General features: G+C 62.6%; 17 protein-coding genes. 8 read left to right on the top strand and 9 right to left on the bottom strand.

Annotated elements, in window-relative coordinates:
* The first annotated feature begins 74 nt into the window (after positions 1 to 74).
* From IB263_RS25075 to IB263_RS25060, 4 genes are all read left to right on the top strand, one after another.
* Positions 75 to 971 (top strand): LysR family transcriptional regulator, encoded by an 897-nt coding sequence (locus IB263_RS25075; protein WP_060521125.1) that lies wholly within the window; start codon positions 75 to 77, stop codon positions 969 to 971.
* Positions 972 to 1,267: 296 nt separating this feature from the next.
* A complete protein-coding gene (locus IB263_RS25070; protein WP_060521124.1) occupies positions 1,268 to 2,470 on the top strand; it encodes an HlyD family secretion protein in 1,203 nt (400 codons plus the stop codon).
* 70 nt (positions 2,471 to 2,540) lie between these two features.
* A complete protein-coding gene (locus IB263_RS25065) occupies positions 2,541 to 4,133 on the top strand; it encodes a DHA2 family efflux MFS transporter permease subunit (RefSeq protein WP_113544628.1) in 1,593 nt (530 codons plus the stop codon).
* Between the two features lie 30 nt (positions 4,134 to 4,163).
* Positions 4,164 to 4,625 (top strand): MaoC family dehydratase, encoded by a 462-nt coding sequence (locus IB263_RS25060; protein ID WP_060521122.1) that lies wholly within the window; start codon positions 4,164 to 4,166, stop codon positions 4,623 to 4,625.
* 163 nt (positions 4,626 to 4,788) lie between these two features.
* Here the strand turns inward: IB263_RS25060 and IB263_RS34210 are convergent, their stop codons facing one another.
* Positions 4,789 to 4,935: a hypothetical protein gene (locus tag IB263_RS34210; protein ID WP_234798769.1), complete on the bottom strand. Its 147-nt coding sequence runs from the start codon at positions 4,933 to 4,935 to the stop codon at positions 4,789 to 4,791.
* Between IB263_RS34210 and IB263_RS25055 the strand changes: the two genes are divergently transcribed.
* From IB263_RS25055 to IB263_RS25045, 3 genes are all read left to right on the top strand, one after another.
* Positions 4,927 to 6,327 carry a sensor histidine kinase gene (locus IB263_RS25055; protein ID WP_371814204.1) on the top strand — a complete coding sequence of 467 codons (1,401 nt, stop codon included), beginning with the start codon at positions 4,927 to 4,929 and terminating at the stop codon, positions 6,325 to 6,327. The genes IB263_RS34210 and IB263_RS25055 overlap by 9 nt on opposite strands.
* Positions 6,324 to 6,932: a response regulator transcription factor gene (locus tag IB263_RS25050; protein WP_060521120.1), complete on the top strand. Its 609-nt coding sequence runs from the start codon at positions 6,324 to 6,326 to the stop codon at positions 6,930 to 6,932. The genes IB263_RS25055 and IB263_RS25050 overlap by 4 nt, the downstream gene beginning before the upstream one ends.
* An 88-nt stretch (positions 6,933 to 7,020) precedes the next feature.
* A complete protein-coding gene (locus IB263_RS25045; RefSeq protein ID WP_060521119.1) occupies positions 7,021 to 7,503 on the top strand; it encodes a heme-binding protein in 483 nt (160 codons plus the stop codon).
* A gap of 196 nt (positions 7,504 to 7,699) precedes the next feature.
* Here IB263_RS25045 and IB263_RS25040 read toward each other — a convergent pair whose 3' ends face one another.
* The 8 genes from IB263_RS25040 to cyoA form a co-directional block, all read right to left on the bottom strand.
* Positions 7,700 to 9,904, bottom strand: coding sequence for a TonB-dependent siderophore receptor (locus tag IB263_RS25040; protein WP_192439221.1), 2,205 nt, complete (start codon positions 9,902 to 9,904; stop codon positions 7,700 to 7,702).
* 173 nt (positions 9,905 to 10,077) lie between these two features.
* Entirely contained in the window at positions 10,078 to 10,962 is an 885-nt protein-coding gene (locus IB263_RS25035; protein ID WP_034790688.1) for an AraC family transcriptional regulator, read from the bottom strand.
* A 211-nt stretch (positions 10,963 to 11,173) separates the two neighbouring features.
* Entirely contained in the window at positions 11,174 to 17,116 is a 5,943-nt protein-coding gene (locus IB263_RS25030) for a putative Ig domain-containing protein (RefSeq protein WP_192439220.1), read from the bottom strand.
* Positions 17,117 to 17,504: 388 nt separating this feature from the next.
* Positions 17,505 to 18,263, bottom strand: coding sequence for an SURF1 family protein (locus IB263_RS25025; protein ID WP_060521116.1), 759 nt, complete (start codon positions 18,261 to 18,263; stop codon positions 17,505 to 17,507).
* Positions 18,264 to 18,285: 22 nt separating this feature from the next.
* Positions 18,286 to 18,690 carry a cytochrome o ubiquinol oxidase subunit IV gene (gene cyoD / locus IB263_RS25020; protein WP_034790693.1) on the bottom strand — a complete coding sequence of 135 codons (405 nt, stop codon included), beginning with the start codon at positions 18,688 to 18,690 and terminating at the stop codon, positions 18,286 to 18,288.
* The gene (gene cyoC, locus IB263_RS25015; protein WP_034790695.1) at positions 18,687 to 19,307 is read right to left on the bottom strand and encodes a cytochrome o ubiquinol oxidase subunit III; all 621 of its coding nucleotides are present in this window, start codon (positions 19,305 to 19,307) and stop codon (positions 18,687 to 18,689) included. Before cyoC ends, cyoD begins: the two co-directional genes overlap by 4 nt.
* 4 nt (positions 19,308 to 19,311) lie before the next feature.
* Entirely contained in the window at positions 19,312 to 21,315 is a 2,004-nt protein-coding gene (gene cyoB / locus IB263_RS25010) for a cytochrome o ubiquinol oxidase subunit I (protein ID WP_060521115.1), read from the bottom strand.
* A gap of 80 nt (positions 21,316 to 21,395) precedes the next feature.
* On the bottom strand, positions 21,396 to 22,514 hold the full coding sequence (cyoA, locus tag IB263_RS25005; protein ID WP_060521114.1) for a ubiquinol oxidase subunit II: 1,119 nt from the start codon (positions 22,512 to 22,514) through the stop codon (positions 21,396 to 21,398).
* A 294-nt stretch (positions 22,515 to 22,808) separates the two neighbouring features.
* Between cyoA and IB263_RS25000 the strand changes: the two genes are divergently transcribed.
* Positions 22,809 to 24,134, top strand: a complete 1,326-nt coding sequence (locus IB263_RS25000) for an MFS transporter (RefSeq protein WP_060521113.1) — start codon at positions 22,809 to 22,811, stop codon at positions 24,132 to 24,134.
* Positions 24,135 to 24,182 lie beyond the last annotated feature (48 nt).

Here is a 24,182-nt window from a genome sequence, read left to right as displayed (position 1 = left end):
GGGCTCACCTTATTGCTGGCAATGTAGCGAATAATCAGCGATGAATTGAAAATATAATTTACTCTGGAGAAAATATGGATCTGCTGGCCGCCATGCGTTCGTTCCGCCGCGTCATCGAACTTCAGAGCTTCAACAAGGCGGCGGAGGAGCTCGGACAGTCGAACGCGTCGATCAGCAAGCAGGTCCGGCAACTGGAAGAACGGCTCGGGGCCGTGCTCATCGTGCGCACGACCCGGCGCATGAGCCTGTCGGAAAACGGACGCGCCTATTTTTCCGAATGCTGCCGGCTTCTCGACGAGCTCGATCATCTGGAGCGCACCACCTCCGGCGAGGCAGGCGAGATCAACGGCCGGCTCCGGCTCAATGCGCCTCTCTCCTTCGGATTGACCGTGCTTGCGCCGATGCTCGCGCGCTTCATGACACTTCATCCGCAATTGAAGGTCGACATGACGCTCGACGACCACGTGCTCGACGTCGTTTCGGAAGGCTTTGACGTTTCCATCCGGGTGCGTGCGGCTCTGACGGATTCATCGCTGATCGCCCGGCGGCTCGGCGACATTGGCCAAGTCATCTGCGCCGCCCCGGCCTATCTCGCAGACAATGGCACGCCCGCGACCGTTGCCGATCTCAAGAGCCACCATTGCCTCACCTATCGCCTGGCCGACCAGCCCGGCAGCTGGAGGCTGGAAGGGCCTGACGGCGCCGTCATGATCGACCTGCCGGCGCGTTTCGTCGCCGACAACAGCCTGATGCTCAGCGAAATGATACAGGCGGGCATCGGCATTGGCGTGTTGCCCTCCTTCATCGCCACGCCGTTGCTTGCCGAGGGCAAGCTCTGCCAGGTGCTGCCTGGTCACAAGCTCGCCGAACGCGGCATCTACGCGGTCTATCCTACCAATCGGCTGTTGCTGCCGAAGGTGAAGGCCTTCACCGAGTTTCTGGCAAGCGAGATGCGACAGGCCGGGCTTTAAGGGCTCGGCGTGACAATACCTCAGAACCGAGTCGTGAGGTTCACGCGGAATATGCGTCCCGGTAGCCGCATTCAGATAGCTGTCATGTTCGGCCACCTGAAGATGGCGCGGGCGCCGTCGATCCCGAACGCCTCGTAATCATGTTACCTGGGTGACAGCTCAGATTATGGAACGGCCAAACTTTCCAAATTCGTTTGACAGCAATCGGCGGCGCGAATATTTTGGAAAGCATAAAGTTTCCTTATTTGGCCAACCGTTCATTTCGACGCGCGCCGCACCGGTGAAAGGAACCGGAAATGAGCCAGCAGTCATTCAGCATCGAAAATGCCCAACCTATGAAAACGATGGAGGCCGTGCCCGGCGTGGAGGCACAGCGGACGCTGCCTGTCATCCCGACTGTGATCGCCACGAACGCTATCGGAACCCGCAGGCGCCGGCTTCGCAATGTGCTTTTCGCATCCGTTGCCATCGCCGCCGTCGCCGGCGCGACCGATTTCGGTTGGGCCTACTGGACGACGGGTCGCTTCGAGGTGTCGACCGACGACGCCTATGTGAAGGCCGATAGCACGACCATTGCCCCAAAGGTCTCGGGCCATATCGCTGAGGTGCTGGTCACCGACAACCAGCAGGTCAAGGCCGGACAGGTTCTCGCCCGCATCGACGATCGGGACTTCACAGTCAGCCTCGAACAGACCAGGGCCGGCGTCGAAGCCGCCGAGGCCAATATCGCAAACAAGCAATCGGCTCTCATCGCACAGCAATCCGTGATTGATTCGGCCAAGGCGACGGTCGAGGCCGACAAGGCGGATCAGACATTCGCCGAGCAGGACGACAGGCGCTATTCGGAACTCGCAAGGCAAGGCTTCGGTACCCTGCAGAACGCGCAACAGGCCGCCTCACGCATCGCCGCCGCAAGGGCCGCAGTGACGCGCGACACGGCGGCGCTCGCAAGCGCGGTCAAGCAGCTCGATGTAATCAAGGCCGAGGTCGCGCAGGCAAAGGCCGCGCTCGACAGCGCGAAAGCGGCCGAGCATCAGGCCGAGCTCAATCTCTCCTACACCGCGCTCGCAGCACCGATCGACGGCGTGATCGGCAACCGCACCTTGCGCGTCGGTCAATATGTGCAGGCCGGGACACAGCTGATGGCAGTCGTGCCCACGCACGCGGCCTACATCGTTGCCAACTACAAGGAAACACAGCTTGCCGATGTCGTTCCCGGCCAGACCGTGGCGATAGAGGTGGACACCTTCCCGGGCCAGGTCTTCGAGGGCCACGTCGACAGCATCTCGCCGGCAAGCGGCCAGGAATTTGCGCTGCTGCCGCCCGACAATGCGACGGGAAACTTCACCAAGGTGGTGCAGCGCATCCCCGTCAAGATCGTGATCAATCGCGACAGTCCGCTCGACGTGGTGCTGCGGCCCGGCATGTCCGTCTACCCGACGATCGACACCCGAACCGCAGGAACGGCGGTGGCCGCCGTGTCGGCAAGCATAAACTGAAGGACGCTCAGGCGCCGTTCCCAGCTTTAAGGGCTGGCAGGAGGATGCAATGTCCACCACCACGATGCCCATGGTTTCGCCCGGCGTGCGTGAGCCCGCAGCAACGTCGCCCGACAAGGCAAGTACGACGGCCTGGATTTCCGTTCTTGCCGGCCTGATCGGCGCCTTCATGGCGATCCTCAACATCCAGATTACCAACGCCTCGCTGCTCGATATCGAAGGCGGCATCGGTACCGGCGTCGACAACGGCGCCTGGATATCGACCTCGTATCTCATCGGCGAAATCGTCGTGATCCCGCTCACCGACTATTTGAGCCGCGTCTTCTCGTTCCGGCGCTATATGCTGACGAACGCCATCCTGTTTCCGCTGTTTTCGGCGGCCTGTGCGTTTGCCCATGATCTAGGCTCGATGATTGCGCTGCGCGGTCTGCAGGGTTTTGCCGGCGGCGTGCTCATTCCGATGGCCTTCACCATGGTGTTGACCCGCCTGCCCAAAGCGCAGCAGCCGCTCGGCCTGGCGCTGTTTGCGCTCTCGGTCACCTTCGCCCCGGCGATTGGCCCGACGATCGGCGGCTATCTCACCGAGAATTATGGCTGGCAGTCGATCTTCTTCGTCAACGCCCCGCCGAGCCTGGTGATGGTAATTGCGCTCTACTTCACCCTTGAGAAGAAGCCGCTGCAATTGTCCCTGCTCAAGGAGGGCGATTGGGCCGGCATTATTACCATGGCCATCGGCCTTTCGGCGCTACAGACGGTTTTGGAGGAAGGCAACAAGGACGACTGGTTCCAATCGCCGTTCATCGTCAAGCTCGCTTTGACGGCGGCCGTGTTCCTGATCGCCTTCATCATCATAGAGCTCAAGGTCGAAAAGCCGCTGGTGCAATTACGCCTGCTCAAGCAGCGCAATTTCGGGGTCGGCGTTCTCGTCAACGTGCTTGTCGGCGTCGCCCTGTTCGGCACGGTCTACATCCTGCCGCAGTATCTCGGCCAGGTGCAGCGCTACAATGCCGAGCAGATTGGCCTCGTGCTTGCCTGGACCGGGCTGCCGCAGCTTCTCATCATCCCGCTCGTGCCGGCGCTGATGAAGCGGTTCGACGTGCGCTACATCGGTTTCGTCGGCATAAGCATCTTCGCGGCCAGCTGTTTCATGAACACGACGCTGTCGCTCGACAGTGCCGGCGACCAGTTCTTCATCCCGAATATCGTACGCGCCATCGGTCAGGCGCTGGTGCTGACGCCGATCACGGTGATCACCACCGCCCGTATCGCCCCGAACGACGCGGCAGCCGCCTCGGGCCTGTCGAACATGCTGCGCAATCTCGGCGGCGCCGTCGGCACGGCCACCCTTGCGACGGTGCTGACCAAGCGTGAGCAGTTTCACTCAAACATCATCGGCCAGTCGGTGACTGTCTATCGCGACGAAGTCCGCGACCGGATCGGCGATCTGACGCGGCATTTCATGGCCCATGGCGTCACCGATGCCGCCGTCGCACAGCACAAGGCGATCGCCGTGATCGGTGCTACGGTTCGCCGGCAGGCGCTGATCCTCGGTTTCAGTGATACCTTCGCGGTGATCGGGATCGTGCTGGCGCTTGCAGCCATCGCGCTGCTCTTCACCCGCAAGATCCAACTCGGCGGCGCCGGCGCGGGTGGCGCACACTAATTCGAAGATACGATGGAAGGAGGAAGGCCCATGCATGGTTCCAGACCGGATCGTCTCTATCTGGAGGATCTTCACGTCGGACAACGCTTTACCAGCGCGACGCATACGGTCGACGAGGCGCAGATCAAGACTTTTGCCGCGCAGTTCGACCCGCAGCCGTTTCATCTGGACGAGGCGGCCGCCAGTGACACGCTCTTCAAGGGCCTGGCCGCAAGCGGGTGGCACACGGCGGCGATCACGATGCGGCTGAACGTGGAGACCGGCCTGCCTTTCGCCGGTGGCCTCATCGGCGCGGGCGGAGACATCACTTGGCCGGCCCCGACGCGGCCCGGCGATACCCTGCGTGTCGAAAGCGAGGTGGTCGAGATCATTCCCTCGCGCTCGAAACCGGACCGCGGCATCGCCGTCGTCGTCAGCCAGACGATCAACCAGCGCAACGAGGTCGTGCAGATCCTCAAGGCGAAGCTCGTGATCGCGCGCAAGCCGGGCTGAAACGGCCGGCCGTGCTTGGCGATCCTTCGGGGTAGCGCCGCGCGACGCGCTCTGGATTTTCTGTCGTCGGGACCGTATTTTCCCCGGCAGGCGCCCCGCGCAGCCGGACAGCAGCAATGGAAGGCTGTGCAAGAAAGCCTGCAAATGACAAGAATGATCAATGTTACCGAACAACCGTCCGTTTCTTGAGCGGCCCTTTTTTCTTGCTGCCCTTTGGTGTCTCCTCCTGCTTGTCGGGGCCGTGGCTCTCGGCGCTCGTGAGCGACAGTCCCTCGTTGCCGAACTGGAGCAGGAAAGTACCGTGCTCCATGGGCTGGCCTCCCAGCGCGCCGATCAGCACGATGCCCATTTGACGGCGCTTTCGGCCGTGGCGGTTGCGTCCGAAGGGCGCCGGCACGATCTCTTCCTGGATGTCGCGCGCACGATTACCCGCTTCTATCCGCGCATTGATGAAGTCCAGCTTGTCTCGCTTGATCCGGAGACAGAGACGATCGGGACCGGTCCGCTGGATGCGGCGACGGCCAAGCGCATTCGTGCGGCGGCCAAAGCTTCCGACGGCCGGATTGCGCTTCTGCCGCATCCGCAGCGCCCCGATCATTACATGATGGTCAAGCGCAGCCCCAACACGAACGAGGCGCGCTACGGGTTGATGCTCGCCATCGATGCCGGCAAGCTGATCGGCGATGGCGGGCCTTTCTGGTCCCGATCGAGCACGGCCGTCCGGCTTTCGCTGCCGGACGGGCACAATCTGCTTCAGCCGGCCACGCTGCCCAATGCCATCCGCTTCTCCAGGCCGCTCAGCAGCGCGTCACAACCGCTCTTGCTCGAAACCGGTATGGATATCGGTCTCTCCGATATGTTTCCGCCCCTACAGACTGGCCTGACGTTCGTCGCCCTGACGCTCGCCTATCTCGCAGGCTTGGCGGCCTTGCGCCAACGGGCGCGAACCCGCGCGGCGGAACAGCAGGCACGGCTGAGCGCGCTCGATTCGCGGCTTAGCCATGCCTCACGGGTCAATGCGCTTGGAGAGATGGCAAGCGGCATGGCTCACGAGTTGAACCAACCCTTGACCGCAATCCTCGCGCAGGCTCAAGCCGGGCGTCGCCTCCTCAACCAGGGGAACCACGCTGCCCTCGCCTCCGTGCTCGACGATACCATCAGCCAGGCGCGCCGGGCTTCCGGTATTCTGGAGCGGTTCCGCAACTGGTCGCAGCCGAATGCGGTACCTGTGAGTGCATTCGACCTGCGCCGAGCGCTCGGCAATGTCGAGGCGCTGCTGGAGCAGGACGCCCGGTCCCGCAGCATCCTGCTGGAGTTCCACCTGCCGGAAACGCCGGTGATCGTGACAGGCGACCCGGTCGAAATCGAGCAGGTAGCCTTCAATCTGGTGCGTAATGCGATGGAAGCACTTGACGGTCACGCAGGCGAAGCGCCCGGCGTGGTCGTGACCTTGAGGCAAGAAGACTCCATGGTGGTTTTCGATGTCGTCGACAATGGCCCAGGTATTCCCGAAGCCTTGCGCCCGCGCCTTTTCACCCCGTTCATGACGACGCGGGCGGGCGGCACGGGACTTGGCCTCGCCCTCAGCCAACGCCTGGTGGAACGCGTCGGCGGCGAGATTACATTGGTGGCCGGCGACGAGGGCGCCACCTTCCGGGTGACACTGCCCAAGGCGCGAGCCCGTCTGGAAGAGACACAATGACCGTTCCCGTCTATCTCGTCGACGACGACGATGCGGTCCGCCGCGCGCTCGGCCTGCTGCTCTCGACGGTCGGCGTCAAGGTCATCCCCTTCGCCGATCCGCAGGCTTTTCTCGGGCAATTGTCGCGCCTTGAGCCGGGTTGCCTGATCCTCGACATCCGCATGCCGGCGATCTCCGGGCTGAAGCTGCAGGAAAAGCTCCGCGAAAATGGCGTGGACTGGCCGACGATCGTCATTTCCGGCCATGGCGATATCGAAGCTTGCCGGCGCGCCTTCCGCAACGGCGCCATCGACTTTCTCTCCAAGCCCATAGACGAAGAGGACCTGATCGACGCGATCCACAAGGGGCAGGAAATACTGGCGCGTACGATGCAGGCACGGGCGGAAAAGGCGGAAACTCTTGCTCTGTTGGCAGCGCTCACGCAGCGTGAGCGCGAGGTTCTCGATCGCATCGCTGCAGGTTTCACCACCCGCCAGATCGCCGAGGGGCTCGGGCTCTCGCCGCGAACGGTGGAAAGCCATCGCGCGGCGATCGGCGCCAAGCTCGGCAGCACCTCGCAGGCGGAGATGACCCGCATCTGGCTCGAAGGGACGCAAACTCCGTAGAACTACGGATGGTGATGGAAGAGCTACGAATATCGATGGGCGGCGTTCCGCAATAACCTTTCCATATCAACAGGAAAGGAACCCATTGATGATCCGCAATATCGTGCTTGCAGCAGCTCTTCTCGCTCCCGTTGCCGCCACCGCCCAGGAGCTTCCGACCGCCGCCTACCTGCCGCTCGACATGGCCGTCAAGGCGGCCGACGCAGCGCTGAAGGCATGCGCCGCCGAAGGCCACAATGTCAGCGTCGCGGTCGTTGCACGGGACGGTTCGACCAAGGTGCTGCTGAAGGCCGACAATTCCGGTCCGCACACCGGAAACAGCGCCCAGGGCAAGGCCTTCACCTCGGCGGCCATGGGGCGCGACACGGCTGGCCTCGGCGAATTCATCGCTTCCAAGCCCGCCAATGAAGGTCTCCGCGACATGGACGCACGCATGGTCATCCAGGCCGGCGGCGTGCCGATCAAGTTCGGCAAGGCGCTCGTCGGCGGCATCGGTGTCGGCGGTGCGCCGTCGGGCGACGTTGACGCAAACTGCGCGACCGCAGGCCTTGCTGCAATCGGCGCGAAGTAATTCGCTCCAAGGGAGGCTCTCGCCCTTGAAAAGGCGGCGGGCCTCTCCATTTAAAGGCCACTACCCGTTTCGAGAGCTCTCAGCCGTCGGCGCCTTTGGCGTGCGATAGCGGCACTCCGGGTTAAAAACAGGGCGCTCCCCGGCACGGGTCGAGCGCCCTGTTTGCTTTAGCAGGTCATCGATCAGCCGAACGATCTCACCAGGTCTTGCTGAGCTTCAACGTGACCGTGCGCGCATCGCCATATCCGCAAACAAGCAGGCCATTGCAGCCGCTGACATAGTGCTTGTCGAACAGGTTGGTGACATTGAGGGCAGCGCCCCAGCCGTCCTTCTCGTAGCGCAGGGCTGCGTCGAAGACGGTCGACGCCGGCACCTTCGCGGTATTTTCCTTGTCCGCCCAGCTCTCGCCGCGATAGCGCACGCCGGCGCCGAGGCTGAGGCCTTCCAGCGCGCCCTGCTGCACCGTGTAGTCGAGCCACAGCGAAGCCTGCGTATCGGGGACGAGATAGGGCGACTTGCCGATCAGCGCACGGTTTGCGTCCTCGGTCACCTCGATATCCATGAAATCGAGGCCCGCAATCAGCTTCCAGCTTTCGTCGAGATTGACCTTGCCCTCGAACTCGATGCCGCGGGAACGCACTTCGCCGGTCTGGGTCGAGATGCTGGTCAGCGGATCGGTGACGAGAGCGTTGCGCTTGGTCAGCTGGTAGATGGACGCCGTCAGCACGCCATCAAAAAAGGTCGGTTCGTACTTGATCCCGGCCTCGAACTGCTCGCCCTCTTCCGGCTTGGTATTGCCGGTCGCCGTTACCGCCACGACCGGATTGAAGAAGGTCGCGGCGCTGACGTAAGGGGTGAGGCCGTTGTCGAATTCATAGGCAAGGCCGGCGCGACCGCTAAGCGCGCCTTCGCTGTAGTCGAAACTCGAATTCTGGGTCGGCGCCCAGAAGGTCGGCCCGTTGTCGGTCTTGGTGTCGACATGGTCGTAGCGACCGTTGAGCGTGACGAGCCAGCCGTCACCAAAGCGGATCTGGTCCTGCGCGTAGACGCCGATCTGCTGCTGTGTAATCACCTGGTTGATGTAGATGGCGTTCGCGGGTTGCGGCGCGCCATAGACCGGATCAGTAGCGCTGATCGGCGTTCCCGCCGACGACGCCTGGACGTGGTCCAGCCGGAAGAACTTGTAGTCGAGACCGACGAGCAGCGTATGCTCCAGCGCTCCCGTCTCGAACTCGCCTTCAAGCCGGTTGTCGACGGCGAACGTATCGACCTTCGACGTCGCCTCGAAGCCGAGGCGATAAAGCAGGTTGTCCGGGGTCGCCGGCGTGTTCGAAACCGGAAAAGGAAGGCTCGGATCGTAGTAGCCGTAGGTGTAAGGCCCGTTCTCGTGCTTGTAGAGATGACCGTAGCGAAGGTTCTGACTGAACTGCCAGCCGCTGTCGAACTCGTGCTTGAATTCGTAGCCGAGCATCTGCTGCACATAAGTTCCGGTATCGATGTCCGGCTCGCCAAAGAAGGCCTTGCGGTCGATCTTGCCGAAGGGCGCATCGACGACCGAGCCGATATAGGGCAGGAAGCCGCCACCGGTATGAACCTGGTCGAGGCCCTGCAGCAGGCCGTAGACGGTCAAGCTGGTCGCGTCGTCGGGCTGATAGGTGATCTGCGGCAGGATGAAGCCGCGCAGATCCTCCGAATGGTCCACATAGTTGTCGCCACCTGAGACCTTGCCGGTGACGCGATAGTTGATTGCGTCGTCCAGCTGCCGGTTCACGTCAATCCCGAGGAAGGCATTGCCGTTGTTGTTGATGCCCGTCTCGACATAGGCGGAGTTTTCCCCCGTCGGCCGCTTGCTGATGAGGCTGACGATCCCGCCCGGATTGGCGCCGCCATAAAGCACCGAAGCCGGACCTTTCAGCACCTCGACACGTTCCAGCATGAAGGGATCGATCTGGAACCCGCCAAAGCCGTAGGAAAAGAGGTTGAGGCCGTCGAGGAACACGCCGGTCTGCGTCGCGTCGAAGCCGCGGATGTAGAACCAGTCGGTATCCGGATCGACGCCGAAGGGCTCGGCCATCACGCCCGGCGTGTAGCGCAGCGCTTCGTCGACCTTGTTGACGACGCCGCGGTCGTCAAGCTCCTCGCGTCCGACGACGGAAACGCTCTGCGGGATCTCAGCGATCGGAGTTGCGGATTTCGAGCCGGTCGTCGTTGCCTTGGCGACATAGCCGTCGACCGGACCTGTGGCATCGTTCTCCGTCCTCGCGCCGGTCGCCTCGATCGTTTCCAGCCTTGTCGCCGGCGCATCCTGCGCCATCGCCGCGCCGGTGGCCAGAACCGCAATGGCGGCGACCCCGCTTGCCAACCACTCCGTCAGCCGTACTGCCTTGCCTCTTACCATCATCTGTCTGCCATCTCACCCGAACCACCGCAGTGCCTTACAGGCGGCGCGGCTTACACCCTCTAATAAGGTGAGTGTTTATATCAACTATTGCGGTGGCTCTTGTCGCGATCAGCGGAAATTGAACGTTTCTGGGCTATTTGATGCGAACAACCGCCCTTCAAGATGGAACTTGCTCAGCTCAATCGGCTGCGTTTCCAAGACGCAGGCGTCGCGCCCACGACCTTGCGGAAGACCCGGGTGAAGTGCGCCTGGTCGGAGAAGCCGGTCTCGGCCGCAACCGTCGTCAGCGACGCCTCGTTCTTCAGCAACAGTTGCTTGGCTCTTTCAACCCGCGCATTGGTCTGCCACTGGTGCGGTGCCATGCCGGTCGACGCCTTGAAGGCGTGGCTGAAGTGCGACTGCGACAGTCCGGCAAGGGACGCCAGCTCCTCCAGGCGGATGTTGCGCCCCCAGTTCTCGTCGATGTATTCGACCGCCCGGCGGAGTTGCCAGGTGGCAAGCGCGCTGCGTTTGCGGGCATCGCTGCGATTAAGCTTCATCAGGTCGATGAACAATGCGACCGTCAGGCCATCGCCGTAGAGATCGTGCAAGGGCTGCGGATTGAGGCACTCGGCGGCGATCAGCTGTGCAAGCTGCAGGAAGCGTTCGTCGTAAAACATCAGCCGTGGCGTGTCGCATCGCCCCGCATCGAGCTCCTCCTCCAGCCGTCGGCCGAGAACCTCGAGATTGAAATGCAGGTCGAGGTGGCGGATACGCCTGACATCGACCATGTCCGCCCAGATTTCCATGCCCGCCGGGATATAGGAAAGCGCCTGCTGGCGCTCGTTCTCGACCGCGCCGCGCCCATCGGGCGAAAGTCTGACGTTGCAACGGCTACCGCCTTCAGCGTCGAGCACGATGAACATGCGCGGATCATCCGAGAGATAGTGGCCACCTGCCCTCGCCTCGCATTCGACGTCCCAGACGTCGGCGATGATCCCGTTCCATTCCCGCCGGTGGAGCCCGCCGATCACCTTGAACCCGGAAATCTTGTTCTGCATCCGCGGTTGAAACGACATCTAGGCGTATCCAATGCTCGAGGGACGAGGCGACGCCTCCGGCTAATTCCTTCCTCCATTACTCATCTTTAATGTTTGACGGAAGCCCGTAATCTTTCCAACGCGATTTAAACGGTCAGAACGCACATGGACCAGTGCATATCCGGGAGCGAAAAGGCAGCGGTGGAGCGCCGGTTCGGGCAGCCTGCCTGCCCGAACCGGTTGCGCGCGATCAGAACCGGACGCGGGCGCCGACCTTGGCACCGGCCGACTTCGAACCGTCGCCCTCGATGTTGAAGAGCAGCGAGAAGTCGAGGTCCCAGTTGTCGTTGTTGCTGAGCGCAAGCCCGGCCGACACCCGCCCGAACAGACCCTCGCCGTCAAGCGAGGCAAAGCCGACATCGGCGCCGACTGTCGGCGACAGGATCAGCCCGTTTTCTAGCTCCAGGGTGCGTTCGACGTCGAAGCCGATGCTGAGACGGGCCTGTTCCTCGATGAAGCCCTTGAGATCGATCACCTCGCCGAGCGGGTTCTTGACGGTGTAGTCCTCGGTCTCTTCATTGAAGTAGACGGCTCTCAGCTTCGGCATCAGCACCGTCGCCTCATCCAGTTGCCATTCGCCGGTCAGCTTGACGTCCGCCATCCAGCGGGTGGTGTCGAACGTGCCGGTGAAGATGCCGGTGTCGATGTCGTTGGACGAACCGCCATAGAGCAGGTTGGCGTCGAGGAAGACGCCCTGGCCGATCTCGAACGAGGCATAAGGACCGGCCAGCCAGCCGTTGCCTTTAAGCTCGGCATCCGCGTCGGTCGGATCGGTCGTGTAGTCGTAGTGGAACGACAGGCCGATGAGCGCCCGATCGCTTAAGAGATAATCGGCGCCGAGCGAGAACAATGCGAAATTGCCCCACTTGTCGTTTCTGTCGTCTTCATCCTTGTGGAACAGGAAACTGCCGTTCACCCAGATGTCGAACGGCCGGTCGGTCGCCACGAAGGTTTGACCGGTCGCTGCCGCATCGGCGGCATCGCGCGCCGCCTGGATCTGCGACAGGCTGGAGGAGAAGCCGAGGCGGGCACCCTTTTCCGACGGCGTCACCGCCGTCGTCACCGGATCGGTGCTCATCGCCGCCCGCCGCCGTTCGATCAGGCCGGGCACCTTGACCGTCGACGACAACAGGTTCTGGCGATTGCGCACAAAATCGCGCACCAGCCCGTCGATCTCTTCGCCGGCAGCCACCCGATCGAGCGCGATCTTGTAGGTGACGGAGCCAATATTGGACGAGCCCAGCGCGCTCCTGAGCGTATAACTGACCACCGCCGAGCCGGAATAGGACGGGTTCGGCGTGAACTTCAGATAGAAGCCGACCGGCGTGAAGCTGGTGGCAGCGGCAAGCTCGCCTTCGATGATTTCGGCCGTGCCGGCAAAGGGCGGCGAGACCGAGGCAACCGATGCGTCGGTGAACGGACCGCCGGTGGCGCCACCGTTGAGATAGACATCCTTCGGCGTCGAACCGGCGGGAACCTCGACGACGACATTGGGCACCGTCACCGCACGAGCGTTCAGTTTCAGCGTATAGGCGGCCGAACCGCTGGCGCCGCGGCTGTCAGTCACAGCAATGGTGAAGTGATAGCTGTCAGGCACCGCATCGTCCGCGAGCGGTCCGGTCAATTCGCCAGTGGAGATATTCAGCACCATGCCATTCGGCAGGGCGCCGCTCTTGAGGCTGTAGACCAGCGCGCCGGTGCCACCGGTCGCCGAGACGCGTTGGGAATAGGCTTCGCCGACCATCGCGTCGGGAAGCCCGCCGGCCGACGGGGTAAAGACGAAACTGGCGGAGGCAACGGCGATCTGATAGCTGGCCTGGCCTGTCGCGCCATTGGCATCGGTCGCCGTCACGGTGAAGGCGAAATCGCCATCGGCCGAAGGTCGTCCCGAGATCGTCCCGCTTGAGGCATCGAGCGACAGACCGCCCGGCAGAGCACCCGACGAGACCGCGTAGTTGTAGGGGGCCGTGCCGGCGCTGGCTGAGATGTTCTGGCTGTAGGAAACGCCGGGCACGCCGTTGGCAAGCGCCCCGCCTGCCGGCGACAACAACAGCATCGGCGGCGAGACCGTGACCGAAACGGTTGAAGGCGCTGACGTGCCGGTCGCGTTCGTTGCCGTATAGGTGAAGCTGTCAGCGCCCGAATAGCCGGCATCAGGCGTGTAGAGGATCGTTGTCCCCGTCGCCGTAGCTGTGCCATGCGCGGGCGCGGTGGCGATCGCCACAGATGTTGCCGCCCCGCCCGTCAGACTGAGGCTGATAGCATTTGGGCTGGAGTTCGCAGCAACAGTCGCTGCAACCGGACCGGCCGATGGCGCTTCGACGGCGACCGCGAGACTATAGTTCGCGGTGCCCGTCGCATTGTTCGCGTCGGTCGCCGTCACCGTGAACGTTGCCGCTCCATCGGCGGTCGGCGTTCCGGACAGGCGACCGTCGGCAGCAAGCGTCAAGCCGGCCGGAAGTGCACCACCGGTGACCGCGTAGGTGTAGGGAGCCGTTCCGTTGGCGGCGATGATCGTCAGGTCATAGGCGTCTGCAACGGTCACGCCGGCAAGCGCACCCGCAGCCGGCGTGAAGGCGAATGTCGGCGGAGACACCGTCACCGTGACCGTCGCTGCTGCGGACGTTCCGGTCGTATTCGCCGCCGTGTAGGTGAAGCTGTCGGCGCCGGAGAAGCCGGCCGCCGGCGTATAGCTGAATGTGTTACCCGCGACCGTGGCCGTACCGTGCGATGGGGGCGCTGCGATAGCGACCGAAGCGGCCGTGCCGCCCGTAAGGTTCGGCGTAATCCCGTTGGCCGACGAGTTGGCGGCAACGGTTGCCGTCGTGGCGTTGGCGATCGGCGCCTGGATGCGAACCTCCAGGCTATAGCTGCCGCTGGTTGCGGTCGCGCCATGGGTATCGGTCGCCTGAACCGTAAAGGTGAAGCTGCCGTCCGCCGTTGGCGTGCCGGACAGCGTACCGGCAGCGTCGAGCGAAAGTCCGGCCGGAAACGCGCCGCTGGCCAAGGCGTAGCTGTAGGCCGCCGTGCCGCCATTGGCCGTGAAGCTCTGGCTGTAGGTCGTTTCCACGGTTGCGGTCGGCAAAGCGCCGGCCGCCGGCGTGAAGGCGAATATCGGCGCGGAGACGAGGAAGGACTGGCTCACATTGGACGCGGCCAGGTAAGCGCTATCACCGCCTTGCGAGACTTCGATGGTGCAGGTGCCGCCATTGCGGAATGTGACATCGCCGGTTGACGTGACGACGCAGACGGGCGTCGTCAGAGACTGGAACGTGACCGGCAGAGCGGAACTGGCGCTCGCCGAAAGGGTCACCGGCGTTGCATAGTCCTGCGGGCCGGGATTGGCGAAGGTGATCGTCTGTGGCGCCTTGGGCGTCACCGTATTCGACGCACTGGAGGCCGGTCCCGTGCCGACAGCGTTGGTCGCCGTCACCGTGAACGTGTAGCTGGTGCCGTTGCTGAGACTGCCGACCGTGACCGGGCTCGACGTGCCCGTTCCAACAAAACCACCGGGATTGGACGTGACCGTGTAGCCGGTGATCGATGCGCCGCCGGCGCTTACCGGCGCGGTAAAATTGACGGACACCTCGCCATCGCCAGCGATAGCCGTGCCCACCGTCGGGGCGTCCGGAACAACCGCGTTGACGGTAAAGCTCTGGGTGACCGTCGTCGCAGGCAGATAGGTGCCGTCGCCGCCCTGGTCGGCAGCAATCGCGCAGGTCCCCGCGCTGTGGAAGGTCATGCTACCACCCGGCGTGATCGTGCACACGGCTGCGGTCGAGGATGTGAAGGCAACGGGCAAACTCGCGTCCGACGATGCCGTCAATGTCGGCGTGGTCCCGAACGTCTGCGCGCCCGGATTGGCAAAGGTGATCGTCTGGGTTGCGCGCGGCGTGACGGCGTTCGAGGCCGCCGACGCAGGCCCCGTGCCGGCACTGTTGGTTGCCGTCACCGTAAATGTATAGCTGGACCCATTGCTGAGACCCGTCACCACGACCGGGCTTGACGACCCCGTCCCGGTGAAGCCACCCGGGTTCGACGTCACGGTGTAGCTAGAGATCGACGCTCCACCCGTGCTCGCCGGCGCCGTGAAGGCGACGGACGCCGAAGCGACATCGGCGGTTGCCGTTCCGATCGTCGGTGCGCCGGGCACGACGGCATCGACCGTGAACGTCTGTGAGACCGTCGGTGCAGCCAGATACGTTCCGTTGCCCACCTGATCGGCTGCGATGGTGCAACTGCCGGCCTGATGGAAGGTCAGATCGCCCTCGGGCGTCACAGTGCACACGCCGGCAGTCGACGAGGTAAAGGCAACAGCCAGGCTGGAGCTTGCCGTCGCCGTCAATGTCGGCGACGTGCCGAACGCCTGCGTACCCGGATTGGCGAACGTGATCGTCTGTGCGGATCGCGGCGTAACCGCATTGGAGGCGGCCGACGCGGTGCTTGTCCCGGCGCTGTTGGTGGCGGTCACGGTGAACGTATAGCTCGTGCCGTTGGTCAGGCCAGTCACCCTGATCGGGCTCGTCGTATCCGTGGCCGTCATGCCGCCGGGGTTCGACGTCACGGTATAGCCCGTGATCGTCGCGCCGCCGTTCGACGCCGGGGCGGTGAACGACACGTCTGCATAGGCATCCCCCTCCACGGCCGCACCGATGGTGGGCGCGTCGGGCACGGTCGGCGCAACGTCGACAGTGAAGACTTGGCTGCCGGTCGCGCCATAGGCGTCCGTTGCCGTAACGGTAAAGGTGACGGCGCCACCGATCGATGCAGTGCCCGACAACACCCCGTTGTTCGCCAGCGTCATGCCAGCGGGCAAGGCATTCTGCGTGACGGCGAATGTGTAGGGGCTTGCGCCGCCTGATGCCGCCAGGGTTTGTGAATAGGCGGTGCCAGCGGTCGGATCAGGAAGCGTCGCCGGCGAGAGCGAGATCGTCGGCGCAGCGATGGTGATGGAGAATGCGCGCGAGGCGGACGAGCCTTCGGGATCGGTCGCCGTCACTGTGAAATTGAACGGACCGCTTGCCGTTGGGGTGCCGGAGACGACGCCGCCGCTCGAGATCGCCATGCCGGCGGGCAGTGCACCGGAGGTCGTTGCGTAACTCAAGGTGCCCGATCCCCCGGTGGCACTTAGCGTTTGCGCCGCATAGGCCTGGTTGTAGACCGGGTTCGGCAGCGTTGTAGTCGAAATCGCAATCGGTGCGTAGGCAACCGAATTGTCGGTGCTGGTGGATAGGTCGTTGGTAAAGCCGGCCGCGCTCGTGGCCTTGCCGGCGGGTATGGACGCCACGACCGTGCCTGCCTGCGTCATTCCGCTGACCGAAACGGTGTAATTGGCGCCCGATCCCGAAACACTCGCCGTCGTCGCGCCGGCCGTGCCTGAAATCTGGACGTCTCCAGCGGAAAAGCCGGTGACGGACTTGCTGAACACCACATCGAACGCAACGGATGTCTTGGCGCTGGGATCGGATTGCGAGCCTGCCTGGTTGATCGCGACCGTCGGTTTGGTGTCGACCCAGTGGCTGGCGCCGGTCGCAGTGCCGGTGCTGCAGCCGCTGCCGCCACCGTAGCTGGCGGAAACCGCGTGCTGTCCGAGCGGCAGCGTCGATGTCTGGAAGGTCGCAGACGATGCCGTGCTGACGGGCCCGGTCGGCGTCAACCCAAGGGTCGTCGACTGCGATCCGATCGTGATCGTCACGTTTCCGGGCGGAGACTGTCCGGCGTTACAGCCCATCGACGATACCGTTGCCGTCACCGAAACCTGTTCGCCCGGCAGCGACGGTCTCGGGGAAGATACGACATCAACGACAACCGGTCCCCCTGTGGCCGCCGTGACGACGATGTTGTTGCTGTTGGCGGTGTAGTTGCCGCCCGTGCGCGTGCCCGTGAATGTGACCCAATCGGAAAACTGGCCGGACATCGCATCGAGGGAATCGACCTGATAGGAGCCTGTGCAGGTCACGGAAGACGTCGTGCCGCCGCCCGGGATTGCCGGGCATGAAACGACGACGCCCTTGTTCGCGGTGGTCGCAGGCGCGATGCTGAGAATATTGTAGGATCCGGGGTTCAGCACATAGCTGAAATTGATCGTGTCGCCAGCCGCATTAAAGGTCGCCGGGTTCGCCGAAATCGTCACAACCTGCGCCGAGGCACCAATGGCAGAAGCCAGAAGAATGCCAATCGCTGCGAAAAATGTCCTGAAATACAAACCCTGGAATGCAGACGAAAAAATCTTCCCGCCCGCGACGCTTCCGCACCGCAGCCCCATAAATACCCCCAATATATGCCGGGAAAATTAGCCCCATCTCCCAGTCGAGGCAGCTAATAAAGTGGAAGGTACTGAGTCAATCGCACAACTCACCATTGCCGGAGAAAATGCGGTCGGCCGTTGCCATGTGGCTTATCGATCACACTTTTTGGCGCCGCCGCCGACTGAACTTCAGCTGCGCCGAGTGACGGCCCCAAGGTCAGCAACTTCAGGAGGAGTGCGCGAAAATGGCGGCCAGCCGTCGCGAAGAGAATCGTTATTCCGCGCTTGGCCTCTTCCGGCTTCGAAAGACGAGGTAGGCGCCCCCCACACTCATGGCCGCCAGCGCGAACCAGGTCAGCGCGTAGACAAGATGGCTGTTGCGGAAGCTGACGACTGTGAGACCGCCGATCGGTAGGCCGCCTGGGTTTGGCGTCGCGTCCGCGTCGATGAAATAGGGCGCGACATCCGTCAGCTGTTGTGCTGCCGCGATTGCCGCGACATCGCGGGAAAACCAGCGATCGCTAGCCGGATCGTTGGAGCGAAGAAAGGCGCCGCCGGGTTCGCTGATGCGCAAGAGCCCGGTGATCCCGGTGGTGCCGGGCGTTTCGCCTGCGGCGCGGGCAGTCCGATCGCGCCGGTCGGCGGGCACGAAGCCGCGATTGACGAGAACCGTCGTGCCGTCTTCGCGGCGCATCGGCGTCAACACCCAGAACCCGGCGCCCCGCTCGGTTACCGCCTGCACCAGAACCGACTTGTCGTGGCTAAAGGTACCCGTTGCCGTGACGCGAAGGTATTCGTCGTTCTCTCGGGTGATGCCACCCCAGTCCGGCCGCGACGGGGCCGGGACGGCGTCAGCGTGCACACGCGCATCGACGCGAGCGATCAGATCGAGCTTCCAGAAGAGCCGCTGGATCTGCCAGGTCCCAAGCGCCACGAAGATGGCGCAAAGAAACAGGAGCGCGCCGGTCAGAAGGAACCTGGCGCGAGAGGACGCTTTCGCACCCTCCCCTTTCACGTCGCGGCCGCCGGTCATGTTCGCGTCTGCCCGCCCCTGATCAGGGCATGTTCTTCATCATCTCGTGGGTCATCGGCATCATGTTCGTATTGAGGTGATGCATGACCCAGAGCGAGCCAGCGAGCGCGATGCCGACGATGATGATCGTGAAGATCAGCGCCATCAGCGTCCAGCCACCTTCCGAACGGGCGTTCATGTGCAGGAAGTAGATGACGTGCACGACGATCTGGACGACGCCGATACCCATGACGAGCACGGCGGTCAGCAACTTGCTGTCGAGCGCGCCGCTCATGACCAGCCAGAACGGGATCGCCGTCAGGATGACCGACAGGATGAAGCCCGTCATGTAGCTCTTGAGCGAACCATGCCCGGCAGCGTCGCCCGGATGGCTGTGCGCGTGGTGAGGCTCGAACGCGCTTTCGTGGCCAGGATGCTGCGAACTCATCCGAGTACTCCCAACAGATAGACGAAGGAGAAGACGCCGATCCAGATGACGTCGAGGAAGTGCCAGAACATGGAGAGGCACATCAGGCGGCGGCGGTTTTCCGGGTTCAAGCCATGTTTTTTGACCTGCACCATCAGCGTGATCAGCCAGATGATGCCGAAGGTGACGTGCAGGCCGTGGGTGCCGACCAGCGTGAAGAACGAGGACAGGAACGCCGAACGCGTTGGACCGGCACCCTCGTGGATCAGGTGGTAGAATTCATAGAGCTCGAGCGCGAGGAAGATCGCGCCGAACACGCCGGTGACGCCGAGCCAGAACAGCGTCTCCATCTTGGCGTTGCGCTCCATCTGAAGCATGGCAAAGCCGTAGGTGATCGACGAGAACAGCAGCATCGCCGTGTTGATGGCGATCAGGTTGAGGTCGAACAGGTCGGCTGGTGCGGGACCTGCCGCGTAGTTGCGCCCGACCACACCGTGCGTGGCGAAGAGAACGGCGAAGATCAGGCAGTCGCTCATCAGGTAGAGCCAGAAGCCCAGCATGGTGCTGTGCTCCGGGTGGTGCTCTTCCTTCAGGTAGAACTGCGGCTTTTCTGTTTCTTGGACTTGGGTTTGGCTCATCGTTTCAGATCCGTTCCGCAAGCAGTTTCGAGCGTGCGTCTTCGGTCGCCGCGACGGTTTCCGCGGGAATGAAGAAATCACGGTTGTAGTTGAAGGTATGGCCGATGGAGACCGCAATCAGGGCGATGAAGGATACCGCCGCCAGCCACCAGATGTACCAGATCAACGCGAAGGCGAGAACGACGCTGATGCCGGAGAGAACGATGCCAGTGCCGGTGTTCTTCGGCATGTGGATCGGCTTGAAGCCTTCGAGCGGACGCTCGTAACCCCGGTTCTTCATGTCGTACCAGCTGTCATGGTCGTGAACGACGGGCGTGAAGGCGAAGTTGTAGTCCGGCGGCGGCGACGAGGTCGACCATTCGAGCGTGCGGCCATCCCAGGCATCGCCTGAGGTTTCACGCAGTTGGTCGCGACGCAGGAAGCTGACGACAAGTTGGATGATGAAGGACGCGATGCCGATGGCGATCAGGACCGCACCGAAGGCGGCGATGATGAACCAGATCTGCAGCGAGGGATCCTCGAACTGGCTGACACGCCGGGTGACCCCCATCAGGCCGAGCACGTAGAGCGGCATGAAGGCGAAGAAGAAGCCGATCTGCCAGAACCAGAAGCTCATCTTGCCCCAGAAGGGATCGAGCTTGTAGCCGAAGGCCTTCGGCCACCAGTAGACAAGGCCGGCCATCAGCCCGAACAGCACACCGCCGATGATGACGTTGTGGAAGTGGGCAATCAGGAACAGCGAGTTGTGCAGCACGAAGTCGGCCGGCGGGATCGCCAGCATGACGCCGGTCATGCCGCCGATGACGAAGGTCACCATGAAACCGATCGTCCACAGCATCGGCAGTTCGTAGCGGATACGGCCGCGATACATGGTGAAGAGCCAATTGAACATCTTCGCCCCGGTCGGGATCGAGATGATCATCGTGGTGATGCCGAAGAAGGCGTTCACCGAGGCACCCGAACCCATGGTGAAGAAGTGATGCAGCCACACCAGGTAGGAGAGGATCATGATCACGCAGGTGGCGTAGACCATCGACGTATAACCGAACAGGCGCTTGCCGCAGAAGGTCGCGACGACTTCGGAGAAGATGCCGAAGGCCGGCAGCACGAGAATGTAGACTTCCGGGTGGCCCCAGATCCAGATGAGGTTGATGTACATCATCGGATTGCCACCAAGGTCATTGGTGAAGAAGTTGAAGCCGAGGTAGCGGTCGAGCGACAACAGCGCAAGCGTCGCCGTCAGGATCGGGAAGGTCGCGACGATGAGGATGTTGGTGCACAGCGACGTCCAGGTGAAGACCGGCATCTTCATGAAGGTCATGCCCGGAGCGCGCATCTTCACGATCGTGGCGATCAGGTTGATGCCGGATAAGGTCGTCCCGACGCCCGCCACCTGTAGGCCCCATATGTAATAGTCGACGCCGACGCCGGGACTGTAGTCGGCACCCGAGAGCGGCGGATAGGCGAGCCAGCCGGTGCGCGCGAATTCACCGACGAACAGCGACATCATGATGATGACCGCACCGCCCGTCGTCATCCAGAACGAGAAATTGTTGAGGAAGGGGAACGAGACGTCGCGGGCGCCGATCTGCAGCGGCACGACATAATTCATGAAACCGGTGACGAAGGGCATCGCCACGAAGAAGATCATGATCACGCCGTGGGCAGTGAAGATCTGGTCGTAGTGGTGCGGGTTGAGATAGCCTTCGTTGCCGTTGAAGGCGATCGCCTGCTGTATGCGCATCATGATCGCGTCGGCAAATCCGCGCAAAAGCATCACGATCGCCAGGATGATGTACATGATGCCGATCTTCTTGTGATCGACCGACGTGAACCACTCGTTCCAGAGATAGCCCCAGAGCTTGTACTTCGTGATCAGCGCGAGGATCGCCAGGCCGCCGACGGCCACGGCTGCGAAGGTCACGACAAGGATCGGCTCGTGGTATGGGATCGCTTCCCAGGTAAGCCGCCCGAAGATGAATTGCGTGAGGCTGGTGTCACCAAACATGGGTCTTCCAATATGTCTCGAATTGCGGCCCGAAGGGCCCTGGCGCTCGCTGGATCAAAGCCGGCGAGCGCGCGAAAGTCCTAGTGCGTCTTGTGCATGTCGTGGTTCATGGGCTCAGCCGCGGGCTGCTCTTCCTTGACGCCCTCGGCCGGTTCCTCGCTCTTGGCGGGGTTACCGGTTTCGGGGAAGGTCGCGGCCGGTGCGGCCGCTTCGGTCACTCCGCCCGTATGGCGGTTGTCATGCTCGAGTTTGGCGCGGTTCTCATGGCTTTCGACGCCGGCTCCGCCCATCATGTCGATGTGCATCATATCCTCCATGCACATCTGGCCTTCGCGCACGCACATGTTGAGAACGGCTTCATAGAGGCCGTTTTCGACGGAAGCGTAGTAGCGCACCGGCTCCTTCACGCTCGGCTTTTCGAGCTTCAGGTAGGCGTCGCGATTGAGCATCGTGCCGTTCTGCTTGACGCGGGCAACCCAGGCGTCAAAGCCCGCCTGGTCCACGCCGTGGAACTTGAAGCGCATGTGCGAGAAGCCGTCGCCGCTGTAGTTGGACGAAAGGCCCTCGTATTCGCCTGCCTTGTTGATAACGGCGTGCAGCTTGGTCTGCATGCCGGGCATGGCGTAGATCATGCCGGCGAGCGCCGGAACGTAGAACGAGTTCATCACCGACGAGGCAGTGATCTTGAAGTTGATCGGCACGTCGACCGGCGCCGCCATCTCGTTGATCGTGGCAATACCGTATTCCGGATAGAAGAACAGCCATTTCCAGTCGAGCGCGACGACTTCGACGGTGATCGGCTTCATCTCTTCGGTCACCGGGCGCGCCGCATCGATCCGATCGAGCGGTCGATAGGGGTCGAGCTTGTGGGTGCTGACCCAGGTGATCGCGCCGAGCGCGATGATGATCGCGAGCGGAGCCGACCAGATGATGACTTCGAGGCCGGTGGAATGGTGCCATTCCGGATCATACTTGGCGGCCGTGTTTGACTGGCGATAGCGCCAGGCAAAGAACAGCGTCAGGAAAAGGACGGGAACGATGATCAACAGCATCAGGACCGTCGAAATAACGATCAGATCCCGCTGCTGCGCGGCGATATCACCGGAAGGCGACATGACCACCATGTTGCATCCCGAGAGAACGGAGAGCAACAGGACGGCAATCGTCGATCGTCCGGCTAAACTGTATGGCTTCGGCATTGCGGCCTCAACTTGCGTTTTGTCTAGTCGGCATTACTCGGGCATGATCGGGCATGGAAGTGAGGTCCATCGTCGCAGCGCAACATTATGCCGCAGTGCAGTGACGACCGTATCGCTCTATGCGCGTTTGTACGGGCGCAAAGGCATATTGTCGGTTCGATGCCGGCTGTTCCAGCGAACGTTAGGCACGAACTCGAATGAGGCATGTGCGCAGGTACGTGCACGGCATTCTTGATATCAGACGCCAATTGGTCAACACTCTAACGACAAGACGTTCGATCGTCGGAGAAATTCATGGTTTCGGTCGCTAACCCAACATCGTCTGGTCTCGAGCGGGATGCACGTCGCATTCACGAGGACGACAAGCCTCTGTCCCCGGGCAGCATCGCCATCGGCGTGGTCATTGGACGAACCTCGGAATTCTTCGACTTCTTCGTCTACGGCCTCGGCTCGATCCTCGTTTTTCCGAAGCTGATTTTCCCGTTCGCGCCCAATGCGGTCACCGCGACGCTCATGTCCTTCGCGCTGTTCCCGCTCGCTTTCCTCGCCCGCCCGGTCGGCTCCTTCGTCTTCATGTGGGTCGACCGCAACTACGGGCGCGGCACGAAGCTGACGATCGCGCTCGTCATTCTCGGTGGCTCGACGGCGTCAATCGCCTTCCTGCCCGGCTATGACACGATCGGGTATTGGGCGGTAGCGCTATTGGCGCTGTTCCGGCTGGGCCAGGGCTTTGCGCTCGGCGGCGCCTGGGACGGCCTCGCATCGCTGCTGAACCTCAATGCGCCGCAAAATCACCGCGGCTGGTACGCGATGATCCCGCAGCTCGGCGCGCCGATCGGCTTTGCGCTTGCGAGCATCCTCTTCGGTTATTTCGTCAGCAACCTTTCGCAGGAAGATTTCCTCGCCTGGGGCTGGCGCTATCCGTTCTTCGTCGCCTTTGCGATCAACGTCGTGGCGCTTTTCGCGCGCCTGCGCATCGTCGCCAGCAAGGAATTCGGCGCCGCCATGGAAGCCAAGGAGCTTGAGGCGCGGCCGATCTTCGAGATGCTGAGCAAGCACAGCATCGACGTCGTGCTCGGCGCCTTCGTGCCGCTCGCAAGCTTCGCAATGTTCCACCTCGTCACCATCTTCCCCTTGAGCTGGGTGACGCTCAATGGCGGCCAGTCGGCGGCTGAATTCCTGTGGGTGCAGGTCGCTGGTGCCGTCGTCGGCGCCATCGGCATCGTGCTTTCGGGCGTAATTGCCGACCGGGTCGGTCGCCGCAACCAGCTGATGATCGGTGCGATCCTGATCGCGATCTTCAGCTTCTCGGCCCCCTTCCTGCTCGATGCCGGCGGCAAGGGCCAGGACGCTTACATCCTGATCGGCTTCGCCATCCTTGGCCTTTCCTTCGGTCAGTCCTCGGGCGCCGTCTCCTCGCGCTTCACCCAGTACTATCGCTACACGGGTGCCGCTCTGACGTCGGACCTCGCCTGGCTTGTCGGCGCCGCTTTCGCGCCGCTCGTGGCACTCGGGCTTGCCAGCAGCTTTGGCATCATCTTCATCGGCGGCTACCTGATTTCGGGTGCGATCTGCACGATCGCGGCGCTGAGCCTCAGCCGCGCGCTCGACCAGCAGTAAGATCCAGAGGCAGGCGGGGCGCAGTTACAGGCGTCCCGCTTGTTCGTC

Origin of the sequence: Ensifer sp. ENS03 (assembly GCF_014852035.1) — a bacterium.
In the GTDB taxonomy this organism is placed as follows: Bacteria; Pseudomonadota; Alphaproteobacteria; order Rhizobiales; family Rhizobiaceae; genus Ensifer; species Ensifer adhaerens.
The sequence above is the reverse complement of the archived record's forward strand: the minus strand, read 5'-3'. Positions and strand labels throughout refer to the sequence as shown.

Coding starts and splice junctions, on each gene's coding strand:
- IB263_RS25075 (WP_060521125.1), top strand. CDS start 75: ATGGATCTGCTGGCCGCCATGCGTTCGTTCCGCCGCGTCATCGAACTT.
- IB263_RS25070 (WP_060521124.1), top strand. CDS start 1,268: ATGAGCCAGCAGTCATTCAGCATCGAAAATGCCCAACCTATGAAAACG.
- IB263_RS25065 (WP_113544628.1), top strand. CDS start 2,541: ATGGTTTCGCCCGGCGTGCGTGAGCCCGCAGCAACGTCGCCCGACAAG.
- IB263_RS25060 (WP_060521122.1), top strand. CDS start 4,164: ATGCATGGTTCCAGACCGGATCGTCTCTATCTGGAGGATCTTCACGTC.
- IB263_RS34210 (WP_234798769.1), bottom strand. CDS start 4,935: ATGGAGCACGGTACTTTCCTGCTCCAGTTCGGCAACGAGGGACTGTCG.
- IB263_RS25050 (WP_060521120.1), top strand. CDS start 6,324: ATGACCGTTCCCGTCTATCTCGTCGACGACGACGATGCGGTCCGCCGC.
- IB263_RS25045 (WP_060521119.1), top strand. CDS start 7,021: ATGATCCGCAATATCGTGCTTGCAGCAGCTCTTCTCGCTCCCGTTGCC.
- IB263_RS25040 (WP_192439221.1), bottom strand. CDS start 9,904: ATGATGGTAAGAGGCAAGGCAGTACGGCTGACGGAGTGGTTGGCAAGC.
- IB263_RS25035 (WP_034790688.1), bottom strand. CDS start 10,962: ATGTCGTTTCAACCGCGGATGCAGAACAAGATTTCCGGGTTCAAGGTG.
- IB263_RS25025 (WP_060521116.1), bottom strand. CDS start 18,263: ATGACCGGCGGCCGCGACGTGAAAGGGGAGGGTGCGAAAGCGTCCTCT.
- cyoD (WP_034790693.1), bottom strand. CDS start 18,690: ATGAGTTCGCAGCATCCTGGCCACGAAAGCGCGTTCGAGCCTCACCAC.
- cyoC (WP_034790695.1), bottom strand. CDS start 19,307: ATGAGCCAAACCCAAGTCCAAGAAACAGAAAAGCCGCAGTTCTACCTG.
- cyoB (WP_060521115.1), bottom strand. CDS start 21,315: ATGTTTGGTGACACCAGCCTCACGCAATTCATCTTCGGGCGGCTTACC.
- cyoA (WP_060521114.1), bottom strand. CDS start 22,514: ATGCCGAAGCCATACAGTTTAGCCGGACGATCGACGATTGCCGTCCTG.
- IB263_RS25000 (WP_060521113.1), top strand. CDS start 22,809: ATGGTTTCGGTCGCTAACCCAACATCGTCTGGTCTCGAGCGGGATGCA.